At 60.3% G+C, this 16,959-nt stretch carries 21 protein-coding genes; 15 read left to right on the top strand and 6 right to left on the bottom strand.

The genetic code is table 11. The features are described from left to right. Nucleotides 1-160 precede the first annotated feature (160 nt). The 6 genes from ACSV9I_RS02615 to ACSV9I_RS02640 all read left to right on the top strand — a co-directional run bounded on the left by ACSV9I_RS02615 (nucleotide 161) and on the right by ACSV9I_RS02640 (nucleotide 5,758). Nucleotides 161-289 (top strand): hypothetical protein, encoded by a 129-nt coding sequence (locus tag ACSV9I_RS02615; protein ID WP_306765480.1) that lies wholly within the window; start codon nucleotides 161-163, stop codon nucleotides 287-289. Between the two features lie 623 nt (nucleotides 290-912). Then, nucleotides 913-1,911 carry an ABC transporter substrate-binding protein gene (locus tag ACSV9I_RS02620; protein WP_054158570.1) on the top strand — a complete coding sequence of 333 codons (999 nt, stop codon included), beginning with the start codon at nucleotides 913-915 and terminating at the stop codon, nucleotides 1,909-1,911. Between the two features lie 233 nt (nucleotides 1,912-2,144). Next, nucleotides 2,145-3,059, top strand: coding sequence for an ABC transporter permease (locus ACSV9I_RS02625; RefSeq protein ID WP_054158569.1), 915 nt, complete (start codon nucleotides 2,145-2,147; stop codon nucleotides 3,057-3,059). Then, nucleotides 3,052-4,104: a quaternary amine ABC transporter ATP-binding protein gene (locus ACSV9I_RS02630; protein ID WP_054158568.1), complete on the top strand. Its 1,053-nt coding sequence runs from the start codon at nucleotides 3,052-3,054 to the stop codon at nucleotides 4,102-4,104. The genes ACSV9I_RS02625 and ACSV9I_RS02630 overlap by 8 nt, the downstream gene beginning before the upstream one ends. Nucleotides 4,105-4,226: 122 nt before the next feature. Then, nucleotides 4,227-5,246 (top strand): betaine--homocysteine S-methyltransferase, encoded by a 1,020-nt coding sequence (gene bmt, locus ACSV9I_RS02635; RefSeq protein WP_054158567.1) that lies wholly within the window; start codon nucleotides 4,227-4,229, stop codon nucleotides 5,244-5,246. A 170-nt stretch (nucleotides 5,247-5,416) separates the two neighbouring features. Continuing rightward, nucleotides 5,417-5,758, top strand: a complete 342-nt coding sequence (locus tag ACSV9I_RS02640) for a hypothetical protein (RefSeq protein ID WP_438327020.1) — start codon at nucleotides 5,417-5,419, stop codon at nucleotides 5,756-5,758. Nucleotides 5,759-5,764: 6 nt separating this feature from the next. Here the strand turns inward: ACSV9I_RS02640 and ACSV9I_RS02645 are convergent, their stop codons facing one another. Then, nucleotides 5,765-6,535 carry a phosphodiester glycosidase family protein gene (locus ACSV9I_RS02645; RefSeq protein WP_438327022.1) on the bottom strand — a complete coding sequence of 257 codons (771 nt, stop codon included), beginning with the start codon at nucleotides 6,533-6,535 and terminating at the stop codon, nucleotides 5,765-5,767. Nucleotides 6,536-6,699: 164 nt separating this feature from the next. Here ACSV9I_RS02645 and ACSV9I_RS02650 point away from each other — a divergent pair, with 164 nt between their 5' ends. Beyond that, nucleotides 6,700-7,410, top strand: coding sequence for an AAA family ATPase (locus ACSV9I_RS02650; protein ID WP_438327024.1), 711 nt, complete (start codon nucleotides 6,700-6,702; stop codon nucleotides 7,408-7,410). Here ACSV9I_RS02650 and ACSV9I_RS02655 read toward each other — a convergent pair. Together ACSV9I_RS02655 and ACSV9I_RS02660 are read right to left on the bottom strand one after the other, a co-directional pair. Continuing rightward, on the bottom strand, nucleotides 7,388-8,140 hold the full coding sequence (locus tag ACSV9I_RS02655; RefSeq protein WP_438327026.1) for a ferredoxin: 753 nt from the start codon (nucleotides 8,138-8,140) through the stop codon (nucleotides 7,388-7,390). The genes ACSV9I_RS02650 and ACSV9I_RS02655 overlap by 23 nt on opposite strands. A 98-nt stretch (nucleotides 8,141-8,238) precedes the next feature. Beyond that, the gene (locus ACSV9I_RS02660) at nucleotides 8,239-9,804 is read right to left on the bottom strand and encodes a trimethylamine methyltransferase family protein (protein WP_054158563.1); all 1,566 of its coding nucleotides are present in this window, start codon (nucleotides 9,802-9,804) and stop codon (nucleotides 8,239-8,241) included. A gap of 273 nt (nucleotides 9,805-10,077) precedes the next feature. On the opposite strand from ACSV9I_RS02660, the gene ACSV9I_RS02665 reads away from it, so the two are divergent. After that, on the top strand, nucleotides 10,078-10,779 hold the full coding sequence (locus tag ACSV9I_RS02665) for a corrinoid protein (RefSeq protein ID WP_438327028.1): 702 nt from the start codon (nucleotides 10,078-10,080) through the stop codon (nucleotides 10,777-10,779). Between the two features lie 49 nt (nucleotides 10,780-10,828). On the opposite strand, the gene ACSV9I_RS02670 is transcribed toward ACSV9I_RS02665, so the two are convergent. Together ACSV9I_RS02670 and ACSV9I_RS02675 are read right to left on the bottom strand one after the other, a co-directional pair. Beyond that, entirely contained in the window at nucleotides 10,829-10,963 is a 135-nt protein-coding gene (locus tag ACSV9I_RS02670; protein WP_306765479.1) for a hypothetical protein, read from the bottom strand. 28 nt (nucleotides 10,964-10,991) lie between these two features. Further along, complete coding sequence (locus ACSV9I_RS02675) at nucleotides 10,992-11,153, bottom strand: hypothetical protein (RefSeq protein ID WP_054158562.1); 162 nt, start codon at nucleotides 11,151-11,153, stop codon at nucleotides 10,992-10,994. Nucleotides 11,154-11,188: 35 nt separating this feature from the next. On the opposite strand from ACSV9I_RS02675, the gene ACSV9I_RS02680 reads away from it, so the two are divergent. Then, on the top strand, nucleotides 11,189-11,803 hold the full coding sequence (locus ACSV9I_RS02680) for a DUF1638 domain-containing protein (RefSeq protein ID WP_438327032.1): 615 nt from the start codon (nucleotides 11,189-11,191) through the stop codon (nucleotides 11,801-11,803). An 18-nt stretch (nucleotides 11,804-11,821) separates the two neighbouring features. Here ACSV9I_RS02680 and ACSV9I_RS02685 read toward each other — a convergent pair whose 3' ends face one another. Beyond that, entirely contained in the window at nucleotides 11,822-11,974 is a 153-nt protein-coding gene (locus ACSV9I_RS02685) for an entericidin B signal peptide protein (RefSeq protein ID WP_197278340.1), read from the bottom strand. Between the two features lie 261 nt (nucleotides 11,975-12,235). Here ACSV9I_RS02685 and ACSV9I_RS02690 point away from each other — a divergent pair, with 261 nt between their 5' ends. From ACSV9I_RS02690 to ACSV9I_RS02715, 6 genes are all read left to right on the top strand, one after another. Then, on the top strand, nucleotides 12,236-12,883 hold the full coding sequence (locus ACSV9I_RS02690) for an exopolysaccharide biosynthesis protein (protein WP_054158560.1): 648 nt from the start codon (nucleotides 12,236-12,238) through the stop codon (nucleotides 12,881-12,883). Further along, entirely contained in the window at nucleotides 12,883-13,680 is a 798-nt protein-coding gene (locus tag ACSV9I_RS02695; protein ID WP_438327034.1) for a formyl transferase, read from the top strand. Before ACSV9I_RS02690 ends, ACSV9I_RS02695 begins: the two co-directional genes overlap by 1 nt. A 108-nt stretch (nucleotides 13,681-13,788) precedes the next feature. Further along, nucleotides 13,789-14,091, top strand: coding sequence for a virulence factor (locus ACSV9I_RS02700; RefSeq protein ID WP_054158558.1), 303 nt, complete (start codon nucleotides 13,789-13,791; stop codon nucleotides 14,089-14,091). After that, the gene (locus ACSV9I_RS02705; protein ID WP_054158557.1) at nucleotides 14,084-14,683 is read left to right on the top strand and encodes a methylenetetrahydrofolate reductase C-terminal domain-containing protein; all 600 of its coding nucleotides are present in this window, start codon (nucleotides 14,084-14,086) and stop codon (nucleotides 14,681-14,683) included. The genes ACSV9I_RS02700 and ACSV9I_RS02705 overlap by 8 nt, the downstream gene beginning before the upstream one ends. A 3-nt stretch (nucleotides 14,684-14,686) precedes the next feature. Then, on the top strand, nucleotides 14,687-15,784 hold the full coding sequence (locus tag ACSV9I_RS02710) for a methylenetetrahydrofolate reductase (protein WP_438327035.1): 1,098 nt from the start codon (nucleotides 14,687-14,689) through the stop codon (nucleotides 15,782-15,784). Between the two features lie 69 nt (nucleotides 15,785-15,853). Continuing rightward, the gene (locus tag ACSV9I_RS02715; RefSeq protein ID WP_054158555.1) at nucleotides 15,854-16,816 is read left to right on the top strand and encodes a methyltetrahydrofolate cobalamin methyltransferase; all 963 of its coding nucleotides are present in this window, start codon (nucleotides 15,854-15,856) and stop codon (nucleotides 16,814-16,816) included. Nucleotides 16,817-16,959: the final 143 nt, after the last annotated feature.

A 16,959-nucleotide genomic window follows, 5' to 3' on the forward strand; every position in this document is an offset into this window, starting at 1 on the left:
AATTGCGTCGCTGCGACAGCCTGCCGCGCCGACTTTCACCGCAGTTGTCTCTTTGCGACGCGTCATGACGGATTGTGCTCTGGCGCAGCCCTCGGCAAAGGACTATCTCGCTGCGAAAGCCAGCCCGAGAAACGCGGCAGGCAGTGACGAGGAAACACCCATGCTCTACATCCTTGAGAACCGCAATAGGTTGGCCATCGCCTGGAATGGCCGCGCTCCACAGCAGCACACTGTTGCGCGCTGGGAAGTGCTGAACCTGCGCAGCCGTTTCGGTTTGAAGAAAATCTGAAATCCGCGCCTTAAAGGCCGGTCGCTCTATGAGGCATTGCCTCAGCGACTGAAAAACTGACGCACCCGGTACGCACAACTGGAAGCCGGGAGCGTCGTCGGCGCTTTGTCCGACCGCCTGATCTAATGGTCCAGGTGTTACCGGACGGTTAGCGTCGTCGCTTTCAAAATTTTTTTCTGATTTTTTTGTCGGTCTCAGCATGGGTCCGGCCATGTCCGATATTGGCGTCCTTGAGACAATCCACGTCTTTTCTGAGACTGCGGGCGTCGCGAGCATTTGGCCTCACAGGCGCAAATGCCCTCCTATTGAGCGGATCGCTGAATAACGCACGCGAAATTGCGGCAAATTTCGTCGCGCGCACCTGCCTGAAGCCGGCCTCTCGATGGAGGGTTGCCCGCCGGGAGGTTGATTTCTCAGTTCAAAAACGTAGGCTTGCTTTGCGATACGAGCTCGAACAGGCGTGATGCCTCTCAAGACAAGGGCCGGTCGTGCCGGGACTGCGCATCCGGATGATAGCCGGTACGCGTTCCGATCAAGAGCAATCATTGGCAGTGCGGTAAGCAGTAGCCGCGTCTGCCCGTTCCGTTGAACGCTGCACAATAAGACTGGGAGGTCTTAACTCCATGAAGAAGCTCCTCGCGTCCACCATCCTCGCCGCTGGTCTCTATGCCGCTGCCGGTTCGGCCCAGGCCGCCGAATGTGGTGACGTCTCCATCGCCGAAATGAACTGGGCATCGGCCGGTGTCGCCGCCTATGTCGACAAGATCATTTTGGAAAGCGGTTATGGCTGCAAGGTCACCGTCGTCACCGGTGATACCATGCCGACCTTCGCATCGATGAACGAAAAGGGTCAGCCTGACATGGCGCCCGAAATGTGGGTCAACGCCGTGCGCACGGCGCTCGACCAGGCCATTGCCGAAGGTCGCCTGATCCAGGCCGCCCCACTGCTTTCCGACGGTGGCGTTGAAGGCTGGTGGATTCCGAAGTTCATCGCCGATGCTAACCCGGATATCAAGACGGTGCAGGATGCACTGAACCACCCGGAACTGTTCCCGGCACCGGAAGATGCAACCAAGGCTGCAATCACCAACTGCCCGTCGGGTTGGAATTGCCAGGTTTCGACCGCAAACCTCTATCGCGCCGTCGGCGCCAAGGAAAAGGGCTTCGACCTGATCGACACCGGCTCGGCCGCCGGCCTTGATGGTTCGATCGCCAATGCCTTCGAAAACAAGAAGGGCTGGCTCGGCTATTACTGGGCTCCGACCGCGATCCTCGGCAAGTACGAAATGGTGAAGCTCTCCTTCGGCGTCGAACACGACAAGGCCGCATGGGATGCCTGCACCGCCATCCCGGACTGCCCGGATCCGAAGGTGAATGCCTATCCGGTTTCCGACGTCTACACGGTCGTGACCAAGGATTTCGCCACCAAGGCTGGCGTTGCGATGGACTATGTCAAGACCCGCAAGTGGGACAATGGCACCGTCGGCAAGGTTCTGGCCTGGATGGATGAGAACCAGGGCACCAACGAGGACGGCGCGAAGCACTTCCTCGAAACCTACCCGGAGATGTGGTCCACTTGGGTCGCTCCTGAAGTTGCCGAGAAGGTCAAGGCAGCGCTTTAAGCTTGATGAACAGACTCGGCGGGCATCCAGCCCGCCGAGCTCTCTATGGCGCGACGTATGCCGGATACTGGCGCCAATCGACGGCACCCAACGTCGCATTCGGCATGAAACTTACCTTGGAACTCGGTTAGCCTCTGGGCAACCCGAGCCGCGCAGCGAGGCGACGAACTCCTAGAGGGGCGTCGCCGAACCCAAGCGTTGCCAGTGAGCGAGGGGTCAGCAAGGGGACTATAATGGCTTCAACTTTATGCAATTTCCTACCGGAACTGCTCTGCCGGTTTCCGGAGATCGACGACACCCTGATGCGCGGTGTCCGAAAATCGGTCGACGACAGTTTCAAGGGTTTCGTGCGGGCCTATGGCAATGTCATCGATACATTGACGCATCCGCTGCAGCTCTTTCTCAATTGGCTTGAGGCGCTATTCGTCAATGCGCCCTGGTTTGTTTTCCTGCTGGCGATGGTCGTCATCGTCTATCTGACCAGCCGCAACATGCGCATCGTCGCGCTGACCATTATCGGCATGCTGTTCATCGGTTTCGTCGGCCTCTGGGAGGATACGATGGTGACGCTTGCCATCGTGACGGTCTCGACGCTGCTTGCCATCGCCATCGGGATTCCGATTGGCATCCTCATGGCACGCTCCGACCGGACCCAGTCGATCGTCAATCCGATCCTCGACGTCATGCAGACGCTGCCGAGCTTCGTCTATCTTATCCCTGTCGTCATGGTTTTCGGGATCGGCAAGGTTCCCGGCGTGATTGCAGTCGTCATCTATGCCGTGCCGCCAATGATCAGACTGACCAATCTCGGTATTCGGCTCGTCGACCGCGAAGTGCTCGAAGCCGCAGACGCCTTCGGCTCTTCGCCTGGTCAGAAGCTGATGAATGTGCAGATCCCGCTGGCGCTTCCGACCGTTATGGCCGGCATCAACCAGACCATCATGATGTCACTCGCCATGGTCGTCGTTGCGTCGATGATCGGTGTCGGTGGTCTGGGCAAGAACGTATTGCAGGCCATTTCAAACCAGTTCCTCACCATCGGCTTCCTCAACGGCTTTGCGCTGGTTGCCATCGCCATCATCTTCGATCGCGCCAGCCAGGCTTACGGCAAGCGCCTTCAGCGCCACACGGAGGTCGTCCATGGCTAGTCACGGCATTGAAATCCGCAATCTCTACAAGATCTTCGGTCCGAATGGCCGAGCGCATATCGATGCGGTGAAAGCGGGTATGTCCAAATCCGTGCTCAATGAGAAGCACGGACATGTCCTCGGTCTCAAGGATATCAACATTTCGATGCCGGCCGGCGGCATCACGGTCGTCATGGGGCTCTCCGGTTCTGGCAAGTCGACGCTGATCCGCCATATCAACAGGCTCATCGATCCCACCGCTGGCGAAGTCCTTTATGATGGCGTCGATGTCTGTCAGATGTCAGAGACCGAGTTGCGCGAATTCCGTCGCCACAAGACGGCGATGGTTTTTCAGAAGTTCGCCCTCCTGCCCCATCGCACCGTGCTCGAAAACACCGTCTACGGTCTCGATATCCAGGGCATGCCCCGCTCGAAGAGCGAAGAAATCGGTCGGCGCTGGATTGATCGCGTCGGCCTCGCCGGCTTTGAAGGTCATTATCCGAACCAACTTTCCGGCGGTATGCAGCAGCGTGTCGGATTGGCGCGGGCACTGTCCAACGATGCCGACATCCTGTTGATGGACGAAGCCTATTCCGCGCTCGACCCGTTGATCCGCGTCGACATGCAGACTGTTCTGCTGGATCTGCAGCAGGAACTGAAGAAAACCGTCGTTTTCATCACCCACGATCTCGATGAGGCCCTGCGCCTCGGCGACAAGATCGCCATCCTCCGGGACGGCGAAGTGATCCAACAGGGCACCGGCCAGGACATCGTCCTGCAACCGGCCGACGACTACATCTCCGCCTTCGTCAAGGAAGTGAACCGCGGACGGGTCATTCGTGTCGACACCATCATGTCCCCCTCACCGGCTCAGGGCGATGGCCTGCAATTGCCACGGGCGACCGTACTTGAGGCGGCCGCCCGGCAGTTGACGGAAGTCGGTCAGACTTCGGCCCAGATCGTCGATGATGCGGGAATGCCGATCGGCCGTATTGACCTGCAGCAGATCATTGCTGCCATGGTCACGCCGCGTAGCCATGAAGATCATCAGATCGCCGCCGAATAAGAAGCCTTGTCGCGTATATCACGCGGCCCCGTCCTTCATGGCGGGGCCGTTGTCGTTTTTAGCGATTGTAAGGACATAAGGACTTCTTTATATGATCTATCAAACAATTTTGAGGATCCGTCATGGCCAGCCCGTCCAATCCGCTTACCGATCTCCTTTTTGAAAAAGGCGTGCTTCTCGCCGACGGCGCGACAGGCACCAACCTGTTCGCTCAGGGTCTCGAAGCAGGCGAAGCACCAGAGCTTTGGAACGATGCGCAGCCGGAAAAGATCGTCAAGCTGCATCAGGACTTTGTCGATGCCGGTGCGGATATCATTCTGACCAACTCCTTCGGCGGCACGCGCCATCGTCTGAAGCTCCACCATGCGCAGGACCGCGTGCATGAGTTGAACAAAAAGGCCGCCGAGATCGCGCGGTCTGTCGCTGACAAAGCGCCGCGCAAGGTCATCGTTGCCGGCTCGGTTGGCCCGACCGGCGAATTGCTGGTCCCACTCGGCGCCATGACCTATGATGAAGCGGTTGCTGCCTTCGTCGAGCAGATGGAAGGCCTGAAGGCCGGCGGCGTGGATGTCGCCTGGATCGAGACCATGTCTTCGCCGGAGGAAATCCGGGCCGCGGCGGAGGCCGCCGTAAAAGTTGGTCTGCCCTACACATTCACAGGCTCCTTCGATACGGCCGGCAAGACGATGATGGGCCTTGACCCCAAAGACATCCATGGCGTTGCTGGCGACATCGGAGCGGGCCCGCTGGCCGTTGGTGCCAATTGTGGCGTGGGCGCTTCGGATATCCTGGCCAGCCTCCTCGACATGACCGCTGCCAATCCGGAGGCGACCGTGATCGTCAAGGGCAATTGCGGCATTCCGGAATTCCGCGGCACCGAGATCTTCTATTCCGGCACGCCGCCTTTGATGGCCGATTATGCGCGGCTTGCCCGCGACGCTGGTGCGAAGATTATCGGCGGCTGCTGCGGCACCTCCTGCAACCATCTGGCCGCGATGCGTGCGGCGCTTGATGACTATACGCCAGGGCCACGTCCGACCCTTGACGTCATCGTCGAGCGGATCGGACCCTTGCGCAACAAGACCGCATCCGAATCGGGCAGCCAGGAGGGCTCCCGCCGAAACCGTCGTCGCGGCGCCTGACAGGCTGATGAGAACCCTGAAAACGGCGGCCTTCGGGTCGCCGTTTTGCATTTCTCGACCTGGCTGCGCTTCGGGCAAGCCTCGGGCAAAGTCTTCATGCTGTAGATCTGGCTAATGGAGCCGTGACAGTAACGGTACCAGTTGAGAGATGACGACCAAGGAGTAAGTTCATGTCCGCTTTTCCGGATCGCGACACCGTCGCTGACAAGATCGCTGCGCTGCAGGATGCCGATCAGGGTTTTCTGCAATTGCTGTTCGAAAATCCGGTGCAGGACGAAGCTTTGCTGGAAGGCATTCATCTCTATCTGCAGAGGGCGTCCGCGGCCCCTTTCCTGAATTCCCTGAAACTTGAGCGCGCCGGCGAATGGATCGGCCTGAATGCGCCAGCGCGCCTGCAGATCCGCCTGACGGAGGCTGCCCGCTCCGCCCAGCATCCCGCCTATGCGGCCTTCCGCGCCGGTTTGACGCGGTCTGGCGGGCTTGAGCGTGCCTATCCAAAGGCTGCGGTCTGACAAGCGCTATTGTGGGATCGGCACGCTGACCGACACGATCGGGCCCATCGGAAAGAGCCGGTCCCGGCGGTTGGTCGCTGCATCAAAGAGGCTAGAGACCGTTCCGTCGAGATAGAGCGCGTTCGGTGACTTCAGTCGATCCCGGAAGAGCCTTGCGATGTCGTAGAAGCATACAGGGCTCCTCGATACGACCAGATGGACGCGGCCTTCTGCGTCCACGCCAACGCCATTTCTGATCTTGAAACTGTCGCTGTCCGGCACGAAGCGCGGATGCAGCTTGCCGTTGATGACCAGCATTGGGCCAGACTGCGTCGCGAAATCAGGCTTGATGCCAGAGCGGAGAAAGGCCTTCGTCTCCATGACGCCCGGCTGGCCTTCTCGCATATAAAAAATACCATTCGGCAGCAGATGGAAGTTGCCATAGCCCGAACCGGTCACTGCGGATTTGATCTCCTGACCGTATTCGACGTGATAGCCGACCGGGCTCCGATCGTCGTGATACATGCCGGCATTCATCGCGATCAACAGCACGCGGCGCTCGGCCCAGAGTTGGCGGCGCAACGGATCGAACCCTCCATAAATCGCGTGATTTGGATCGGCCAGATGGATGCGAATCTCCGCCTCTTTCGGATCGATGCTGCATACGGTGTAAGCTACCGATTCCTCGAATATCTGCCGACATTCGGGCATGGCCGAAACGCTGCTGGAACCGACCAAGGTAAAAAGCAACGCCAAAATGGGGCGGGAGGCGCCGCATATGTGGTCAATCAGTGACATGATGGTCTCATTTTTGGCCAATGCGCCATTCCATTAACAAATCCTGCACTGCGTTAACCTTTGATTAACCGTGCCGCTTGATCATCCATTACGCGGACGATGAACAGCGACGCATCTCACAAAACAATGACCGGCCTCGGCTCCTTATTCACGGGGAAAGATTTATGCCAGTAGTAACGTTTGCCAATACCAAGGGCGGCGCCGGCAAGACGACGGCAGCCCTCGTGCTCGCGTCGGAGCTTTCGACCCGCGGCATCCGTGTCACCATGCTTGATGCCGATCCGAGCGGCTGGCTGACGCGCTGGTGGCACAAGCAAGTCGTCACGCCCTTCCTGACCGTGCAGCAGGTCACGGATGAGACCATCGAAGAGGCGACGATGAAGGCGAAGAAGGCCGGTGGTTACGTGCTGATCGACCTGCCCTCCTCCGGTGAGACGGTTCTTGCCCGCGCGGTTGCACTGGCTGACCGCGTGCTGGTTCCGGTTCAAGGATGCGCCATGGATGCCCAGGGCGGTGCGGAAGTGCTGGACCTTCTCAACGAGCTCGACACGCGCTGCAACGTCAAGATCGCCCATTCCGTCGTGCTCACCCGGGTCAACGCCGCGGTGACCACACGCGCGCTGCATGCGGCCAAGGATTTTCTCGCGGCCCGGGGCATTGAAACCATGGGGACCGCCATCACCGAACGCGCTGCCTACCGCGATGTCTTCGACAAGGGTGGTTTGATCCACGATCTCGACCCGATGGAAGTGTCCAACCTGTCGCGTGCGCTCGACAATGCCGCCCGCTTTGCCGATGAAGTGATGCAGCTTGTGCCTCAGCGCGCCCTTTTGCGCCGCCCCTCCGCCGGAGTCAGCCTTCGCTCTGCGGCGTGATATGGCCTCTCGGCGGTAGCGACAGCGCCGCCATGTGAAATCGCAATTGCTCTGCCGGTGGACGATACGCTTCTCCGATCGGGCAGGCGTTTCGGGCAAGACAGCCTTCACCCATGCAGCCTTGGCCAGGTGCCAGGGTTGCCAGATGCATCCGGCATGTCGTCACGTCAAAATGGTCCAGATGAACCGCCCCGACCGGACAAGCCGTCAGGCAAGGTTTATCGACGCAGCTGCCGCAGATATCGGCCCTGGACCTTTCCGCTGACGGATTGAGCAAGTGCCACGCCCCGATTGCACTCTGATCTGAAAACCCCAGCGCTGCGCGATAGCTGTGCCACAAGCCAAAGCGCGGATGGATCAATAGACCGAGCGGCGAAGTCGCCAGACCCTCGGCCTGCATCGCCCAGTTCTGAAAGGGGTGGTAAGGCTCGTCGAACGGAAAATAGGCCGTTGCCCCTACCATGCTGGCAACGCCTTCCATGACTCTTCGCGACCAGGTGTCCAGCGGATTGTCTCCGCCACCGTCTGACTGGCGGTCTCGCCATGCGGAGAAAGCCGGCCATAACGAGCCGCCGATGGGGCCAATCAAGATGAGTCTCGCCGCCTTTTCGCCATTGGCGAGGTGTGGCGCATGTTGCGGGTCCTGGAAGTGCAAATGGCCGAGACCATGCAGCCCCGCCTCCACAAGGATTTGCCTCGCCTTCTCCATCATGCCGAAAGGGCCGCTCATCGCGGCCCCTCGAACTTGTAATGCGGTCGCCAGACCTCCGTCTGAATCATGTCGGCGACCTTGTCTGCTCCGCCTTGCTCCCTGGCTGCGGGACCCTTTCAGGTAAAGGCGTCGGGCATGGAATCTTTACGGCTGGCAATGAAGGCCAACAACGCGTCGTCGATTGCCGGATCGAGCGCCGGAGGCTCGTATGATTCGAGCCAGGAGCGGCAGAGTGCATTGGCGCGATCTTCGATGCGCTTGCGTCCCTCGACATCCCACTGCTCGAAGGAATTGTTGTCGGCGAGCGGCGAGCGATAGAAGGCCGTCTGGAAGTTGGCCTGGGTGTGCGCGCAGCCGAGATAGTGGGCACCCGGTCCAACTTCACGAATTGCGTCCATCGCCTGGCCGTCCTCCGACAAGTCGACGCCCTGGGCGAGCTTTTGCATCATGCCGAGCTGATCCTGGTCGATCATGAACTTCTCATAGCAGGCGGCCAGGCCACCTTCGAGCCAGCCGGCGGCATGAAGAACGAAATTTGCACCGGCGAGCAGTGTCATGTTGAGCGTATTGGCGCTCTCATGCGCTGCCTGTGCATCCGGAACCTTGGAGGCGCAGAGCGAGCCGCCGGTTCGGAACGGCAGACCCATGCGCCGTGCGAGCTGGGCAGCACCATAGGAAACCAGCGCCGGTTCCGGTGTGCCGAAGGTCGGGGCGCCGGACTGCATCGAAATCGAGGCGGCAAAGGTGCCGAACAGGACCGGAGCGCCGGGACGGATCAGCTGGGTGAAGGCTGCCCCAGCCAGAACTTCGGCCAGGATCTGCGTCAGTGTCCCGGCAACCGTCACCGGGCTCATCGCGCCGGACAGGATGAAGGGCGAAATCACAGAGGCCTGGTTGTGGCGTGCATAGACCTTGGCTGCGCCGAGCATGGTTTCGTCGAAGACCATCGGCGAGTTGGCATTGATCAGGTTCAGCATGACGCAGTTGTTTTCGACAAAGTCGTCACCGAAGACCAGCTTGGCCATGGCAACCGAATCCTCGGCGCGCTCAGGCGCAGTGACGGATCCCATGAACGGCTTGTCGGAATATTTGATGTGGCTGTAGACCATATCGAGGTGACGCTTGTTCACCGGGATATCGACCGGCTCGCAGACCGTGCCGCCGGACGAATGGATCGACGGCGCCATATAGGCGAGTTTTACGAAATTGCGGAAATCCTCGAGCGTTGCATAGCGACGATTGCCTTCGAGGTCGCGGACAAAGGGGGAGCCATAGACCGGGGCAAATACGGTCGCATTGCCGCCCATCTGGACGCTGCGCTCGGGATTGCGCGCATGCCAGGTAAATTCGGAAGGCGCCGTTTTCAGGATTTCGCGGCACAGACCTTTCGGAAAATGCACACGCTGACCTCGCACATCGGCGCCTGCCTGTTTCCAAAGATCGAGTGCCTCCTGGTCGTCGCGGAACTCGATGCCGATTTCTTCAAGCACGGTGTCGGCATTGCGCTCGATCAGCGTCAGGCCTTCTTCATCCAGCACTTCGTAGGTACGGATCTTGCGTGTGATGTAAGGCATGGACGGACCGGCACCTGCGCCGCTGCGCGACGCCCTGCGAGCGGCCGCTCCCCGTCCCTCGCCGCGCGAGCGTCGACCTGCACCCTGTTCTGCCGAAATGTCATCCATGTCCTGTTTCCTCGCTCGAGCGCTCGACTGCGCTGCTCTCATCCTTCTTTATGCTATTCCAATCCTGTCGCGAAACCATCCTTTATGCGCCAAGGACTTGCATTCCACAGACATCGGGGGGACTTGTCACTTGCCTGACACCGTCGCTTTTCACATCCGCGGCGTCGCTTTCGAAAAGAGTTTTTCATCAAGTTGCGGTTTTACTCTGCCTCAGGCAGTCTCATGCCGAACGCGACCGGAATCGCGCGCAAAAGCAAAGCGGGAAGCACCAACATGGCCGACGACGACATCATCCTTTCCGAACTCTCCGACGAGGAACTTGTGCAGCAGATGCATGACGACCTCTATGATGGCCTGAAGGAAGAAATCGAGGAAGCGACGCAGATTCTGCTGAATCGCGGCTGGGTACCGTATGACGTGCTGACCCAGGCCCTGGTCGAAGGCATGCGGATCGTCGGCATCGACTTCCGCGACGGCATTCTCTTCGTTCCTGAAGTTCTTCTATCGGCCAATGCCATGAAGGCGGGGATGAACATCCTGCGCCCGCTTCTTGCCGCCACCGGCGCACCGAAGCAGGGCAAGGTCGTGATCGGCACCGTCAAGGGCGACATCCATGACATCGGCAAGAACCTTGTCGGCATGATGATGGAAGGTGCAGGCTTCGACGTCATCGATATCGGCATCAACAATCCGGTCGAGAACTATCTGGAAGCAATGGAACGCGAAAAGCCGGATATCCTCGGCATGTCCGCGCTTTTGACGACCACCATGCCTTACATGAAGGTCGTTATCGACACGATGAAGGAAAAGGGTATCCGCGACGATTACGTCGTTCTCGTCGGTGGCGCACCGCTGAACGAAGAATTCGGCAAGGCCGTCGGTGCAGACGCCTATTGTCGCGATGCTGCCGTGGCCGTGGAAACAGCCAAGGACTTCATCACCCGCAAACACAACAGCCTCGGCGCCCGCGCCTGATCGGCTGACGGCGCCAAGAGCTGTCGGTGCAAGTGATACGAAGCCGGCCTTAAAGGCCGGCTTCGATGGTAACGGGGTTCTGCGTAGACTGCGCCAGACGGTCATAGGCCAGCTGGCCCATGGCGATCAAAATTGCGGTCATCATGTAGATGGCACTGACCTTGGCAATACCTTCGAGCGTCATGCTCTGTCCCCCGATCCCGTTTTAGACCTTAGCGCGAGGCTGCGCCGTCGACCGTGCGACCGGCATCCTGAGTCGCATTGACCGTGTTTGCGGCATCCTGGCCAACGCCACGGATCGTGTTGCCGCAGGATGCGAGTGCGAAAACGGTGAGAACAAGGGCTGCGCCGGCTGTCAGTTTTTTCGCCATCATGTTGATCTACCTTCTGGTGTCACGAGTGGAATACGATGGAACAACGCGCCAAAACGGAAAAGGTTCACGTCATCGCTTGCGGCGCGATTGCGCGTGAGATTCTGGCTGTCAAAGCCCTTAACCAGCTCGATCACCTGACACTCGAATGTCTGCCGGCCATCTGGCATGTCTATCCGCAGAAGATCGCGCCGGCGCTGCGCGAAAAGATTGCCGAAGCTCGCGCAGCCGGCCACGACAATATCTTCCTCGGCTATGCCGAATGCGGCACGCAGGGTGAAATCGACCGAATCTGTCGCGAGGAAGGTATCCGCCGTGTCGAGGGGCCGCACTGCTATGCGTTCTTCACCGGCACGCAGAAGTTTTTGGCCGAATGCGGCGAAGAGATCACCGCATTTTACCTCACCGACCTGATTACCCGACAGTTCGAGGCGTTTGTTATCGAACCGCTGAAGCTCGATCGTCACCCGGAGCTCCGGGACATGGTGTTCGGCAATTACACGAAAATCGTGTATCTGGCCCAGACCGAAGATCCGGAGCTACAGCAGAAGGCCCGCTGGGCCGCGGACTATCTGAAACTGGATTATGAATACCGGTTTACCGGCTATGGCGACCTGGAGCCAGAGCTCGTGGCAGCAGTCAGAGCGTCCTGAGCGCCCGGATCAGCGCCGTCAGCGCGCTGATCTTGCGACGCTGCGTCCAGCATCCTGCGTGGCATCCACGACATTGCCGACATCATTGCCGATGCCACGGATGGTATTGCCGCAAGCGGACAGTCCGAGCACGAGGGACAGCGCAAGCGCGATACGCGCCGAGTGGTTCAGAATCTGCTGGGCCATGACGAATCTCCCCGGTCAAGCGACACTCAAAGGAGAAGCGGTCGCAAAGGATCAGGGAGAAATCAAGGCAGGACGGTAAGCTTGTAAGCTTGCCGGGATAGCATGAGGCGCTCCTTCAGAAACCATTCACCATGCCTTTACCATCCGGCCCGATCGCGGTTCATCGAGATGGCCCCCTTAATTGCCCTGTAATCATATCCGGCGACACTCGCCTTCAGGTCAACGAAGAAACCAAGAGAAGCAGGCATGACCGACAGGGCGGAAACGTGGGGCGCAACGATCGCCACCGCGACAGAACGGCAGACACCGGAAAATCTCTCGGACCTTCTGGTCCGGCTGGCCCGTACGCGGGACCGCAAGGTGACGATTCGCGACATCGCGATCGCGCTTCAGGACCGATCTTTCGGCGCCTTCCTCCTGGTCTTCGCCTTGCCCAATCTCGTTCCCCTTCCCCCTGGGAGCACCTTCATCCTGGGGCTGCCCCTGGTCTTTGTCGCGTGGCAGATGACGGCCTCTCCCGGTGGTCGAGTCTTCTTTCCCAGCCGTGTGGGCGATTACGGTGTCCAGCCGGAGACCTTCGAAGCCATCGTCAATCGCCTGGTGCCATGGATGCGCTGGGCCGAGAAGCTCGTTGTTCCGCGCTTCTGGCTGTTTGAAAGCCGCTTTGCCGAGCGGCTGATCGGCCTTCTCGCGCTCATCCTTGCCATCGTCGTCTTCCTGCCGATCCCGCTTGGCAACTGGCCGCCGGCCTTTGCGCTCGCCGTCCTCGGTTTTGCCCATTCCCAGCGGGACGGCCTTGGCGTCATCGCCGGATGCGTTATCGGGCTTGCCTCGCTGCTGGTCGCCGGTTTCGTCGTCTACACCGCCTGTGCCGTCATCATGCTCGTGGTCTGATGCCGGGTCCAGTCTCGACACATTCCGCCAACGCCCGTCCCATCGTTCTCGTCATGACAGCCGGTGGCATGAACCCGACCATCGTCGTCGCCGACCTGGCAAGGCGCGGCTTTAACGTCCATGTTTGCCTCGAACAGCCGGAAGGAAAGGGCGAGATTACCCGCCGCCGCGCCCGCAAGCTCGGCTGGACATCCGCCCTCGGTCAGCTCGGCACCATGATCGCTGCCCGGCTCCTGCGTCGTTTCGCCGACCGCCGCGTCAGTCAACTTCTGGCCTCCCATGGTATCGGTAAAACCTTGCCCGAGACGGTTCCGATCCATCCGGTCACCTCGATCAATGCCGGCGAGACGGCAGGCCTTGTCAGGGATCTGAACCCCGCCGCCATCCTGCTCGTCTCGACACGCCTCATGACTGCAGCGCAGCTCGCATCCATGCCCTGCCCGGTCATCAATTTGCATGCCGGGATCAACCCGAACTATCGTGGCCAGATGGGCGGTTATTGGTCCTTGCGTGAAAATGACGCTGGTAATTTCGGGGCAACCATTCATCTCGTCGATGCTGGCACGGATACGGGCGGTACGCTGTATGAGGCCCGGACGCGTCCCGCCAAAGGCGATTTCATCTCCACGTATCCGCTTGTGCTGACCCTTGCTGCGCTCGACATCACCGCACGCGCAATCAGTGACGCGTTGAATGGCACGCTCCGTCCGGTCCCACCCGCAGGCCCATCCGCCTTGCGTTTCCCGCCCACGCTCTGGTCCTGGATCTGGTGCGGTATCACCCGACGAATCTGGTAAAAACAACCGGACTCATGGCAGCGTCGTTTTTGGCGACAAGCGACGTCGTGAAAAGCGCAGTCCGGCGAATGCCCCCCGTGCATTCTGGCCTTAAAGGGAGAGAGTGGCATGGCAGACAAGATCGTCGTTTTCTGGCGGGACATTCCCGCTCAGGTCATCGTGAAAAAGGGACGCGCGAACGCAAAGCGTGAGCTGTCTCTGCGTTTCACCGAGGCCATCGACATGGCCGCAATGCGCTCAGGCGCTGCCGAAACCGATGCTTATCTTGCCGACTGGCGCAAGGCCGATCCGGTCCCGGTCGGTGACGATCTTGACGCGGAAGCCGATGCCGCAGTCGCCGAGATCGAAGCTGCCTATGACAAGGCCCGACTGGTCGCCCTCGTGCATGCCGGAGGCCGCGACAATGGCTGAGCCGAAACTCCTGGAGCCCGGTCCGCCGAAAAAGGGTAATGCCGCACCCGGCGCCAAGGCTGCTGCCGGCGCCTTCACGCCCTCTGGCGTTTCGCCAAACCGCCGCGCCCGCCGTTCCTACACCATCCGCCTGTGGGCCGTGCGCAATTCGCGCTTCCTCGAATGGTTTTACCGCAACTTCGCCAATGCTTTCCTGTTCCTCCATCCTGTGTGGAAGGCACTCGGCTACAACAGGGTCGAGACCCCGGTCACCTTCGTCGAGCGCAATGTGAAGGGCCTGCTCTTCGACTGTCGCATGTGCGGCCAGTGCGTGCTGTCGTCCACCGGCATGTCCTGCCCGATGAACTGTCCCAAGCAACTGCGCAACGGTCCTTGCGGTGGCGTGCGCGCCAATGGGAATTGTGAAGTCGAGCCCGATATGCCCTGCGTCTGGGTTCAGGCCTGGAACGGTTCGCGCAATATGGTCGCCAGCGATGCGATCCTGAAGGTGCAGAAGCCGGTGAACCAGTCGCTGCGCGAAACATCCTCCTGGCTGCGCGTCACCGCCGAGGCGGCTGCGGAGCGGGAAAAGAATTCGGCAAAGGAAGCCTGAGCCATGGCCCATATCGATGAAAATCCACTTGGCGCCCATCTGCCGCTTGATCCCCTGCCCGGCCATTCCTCACTCGGCCGCCTGGAACGCGTGTTGCGTCGCGGCGAATTCGCCGTGACCGCCGAACTCAACCCGCCAGACAGCGCCGATCCTGAAGACGTCTACGAGCGCGCCAAGGTTTTCGACGGATGGGTCGACGGCATCAACGCGGTCGATGCATCCGGTGCCAATTGCCACATGTCGTCCGTTGGCATCTGCGCGCTGCTGACCCGCATGGGCTATGCGCCGATCATGCAGATCGCCTGCCGCGACAAGAACCGCATCGCGATTCAGGGGGACGTCCTGGGGGCTGCCGCCATGGGCGTCCAGAACATCATGTGCCTCACAGGTGACGGTGTGCAGGCCGGTGACCAGCCGGGTGCGAAACCGGTCTTCGATCTTGACTGCATGTCTTTGCTTGAGACCGTGCGCACCATGCGTGATGAGGCGAAATTCCTGTCTGGCCGCAAGCTCAGCACACCGCCCAAGGTCTTTCTCGGCGCCGCGATCAATCCTTTCGCGCCGCCCTATGATTTCCGCCCCTATCGTCTCGGGAAAAAGATCGAGGCCGGTGCCCAGTTCGTCCAGAGCCAGTATTGCTTCGACGTTCCGATGTTCCGCGAATACATGAAGAAGGTCCGCGACCTCGGCTTCCACGAGAAATGCTTCATCCTTGCCGGTGTCGGGCCGCTCGCTTCGGCCAAGACGGCGAAGTGGATCCGCTCCAACGTGCCCGGCATCCATATTCCCGATCACGTCATTGCACGCCTCGAAGGTGCCGCCGACCAGAAGAAGGAAGGCAAGCAGCTCTGCATCGACATCATCAACGAGGTCAAGGAGATCGAAGGCGTCTCCGGCGTGCATGTGATGGCCTACCGGCAGGAGGAGTATGTCGCCGAGATCGTACACGAATCGGGCGTGCTGAAAGGCCGTCAGCCATGGAAGCGCGAGCATGCTCGCGCCGATGACATCGCAGCCAAGCGGATGCACGAGATCGGTACGGACACGGTCCAGGATCAGCAGGAACTCGCCGGCCGCGCTGCCCATCCGCAACCGCATTGATTTCTCCCGGCACATGCCGGCACATCCCTTTATCGCCGCGCAACAGCCGGCACCGACCGGAGGACTGAAATGACACGCACCATCGTCGCATCCGCCACAAAGGAAATCATCATCGGTTTCGACCAGCCCTTCTGCGTCATCGGCGAGCGCATCAATCCGACTGGTCGCAAGAAGCTGGCCGCCGAAATGATCGAGGGCAACTTCGACACGGTTATCAAGGATGCGCTGGAACAGGTCGCCGCTGGGGCCACCATGCTCGACGTCAATGCCGGTGTCACCTCCGTCAACCCGAACGAGACCGAGCCGGGCCTCTTGGTCAAGACCATGGAGATCGTCCAGGGGCTGGTCGACGTGCCGCTGTCGATCGACTCATCCGTCACCGCCGCCATCGAGGCAGCCCTGAAGGTCGCCAAGGGTCGGCCGTTGGTCAATTCCGTCACCGGCGAGGAAGAGAAACTCGAAGCCATCCTGCCGCTCTGCGCAAAGTATGACGTGCCGGTCGTTGCCATCTCCAATGACGAGACCGGCATCTCCATGGACCCGGACGTGCGTTTCGCCGTCGCCAAGAAAATCGTCGAGCGCGCCATGGATTACGGCATCAAACCGCATGACATCGTTGTCGATCCACTGGTCATGCCGATTGGTGCGTTGGGTGATGCTGGCCGCCAGGTCTTCCAGCTGCTTTACCGCCTGCGCAACGAGCTGAAGGTCAACACCACCTGCGGCCTCTCCAACATCTCCTTCGGCCTGCCGCACCGCCACGGCATCAATGCCGGCTTCATCCCCATGGTCATTGGTGCGGGCATGACGTCGGCCATCATGAACCCCTGCCGCCCGCAGGAAATGGAAGCCGTGCGCGCGGCCAACGTCCTGAACGGCACTGACCCGAACTGCGGCAACTGGATCATGACCTACCGCGATCACAAGCCCGCCGAAGCCGGCGCCCCCGCCTCCACCACCGCCCCGGCGGCCGCCTCCGGCCGTCGTGGTGGCCGTGCGGCACGGGCAGGTTCGGGCGCTGCAACGGAGTAACTTACCCGAGGTGGGCGAGACGCCGGCCGGCTCTCTTCTTTCCTGCGGGAGAAGGTGGCATAGCGCGCAGGATGAGGGGCGAAGCCATAATTGCGGCGAACCACCGTCTCGACGAGCAGCCCCCTCGTCTGCCCTTCGGGCCT

It is taken from the genome of Rhizobium sp. G187, assembly GCF_051549525.1.
Lineage (GTDB): Bacteria > Pseudomonadota > Alphaproteobacteria > Rhizobiales > Rhizobiaceae > Allorhizobium.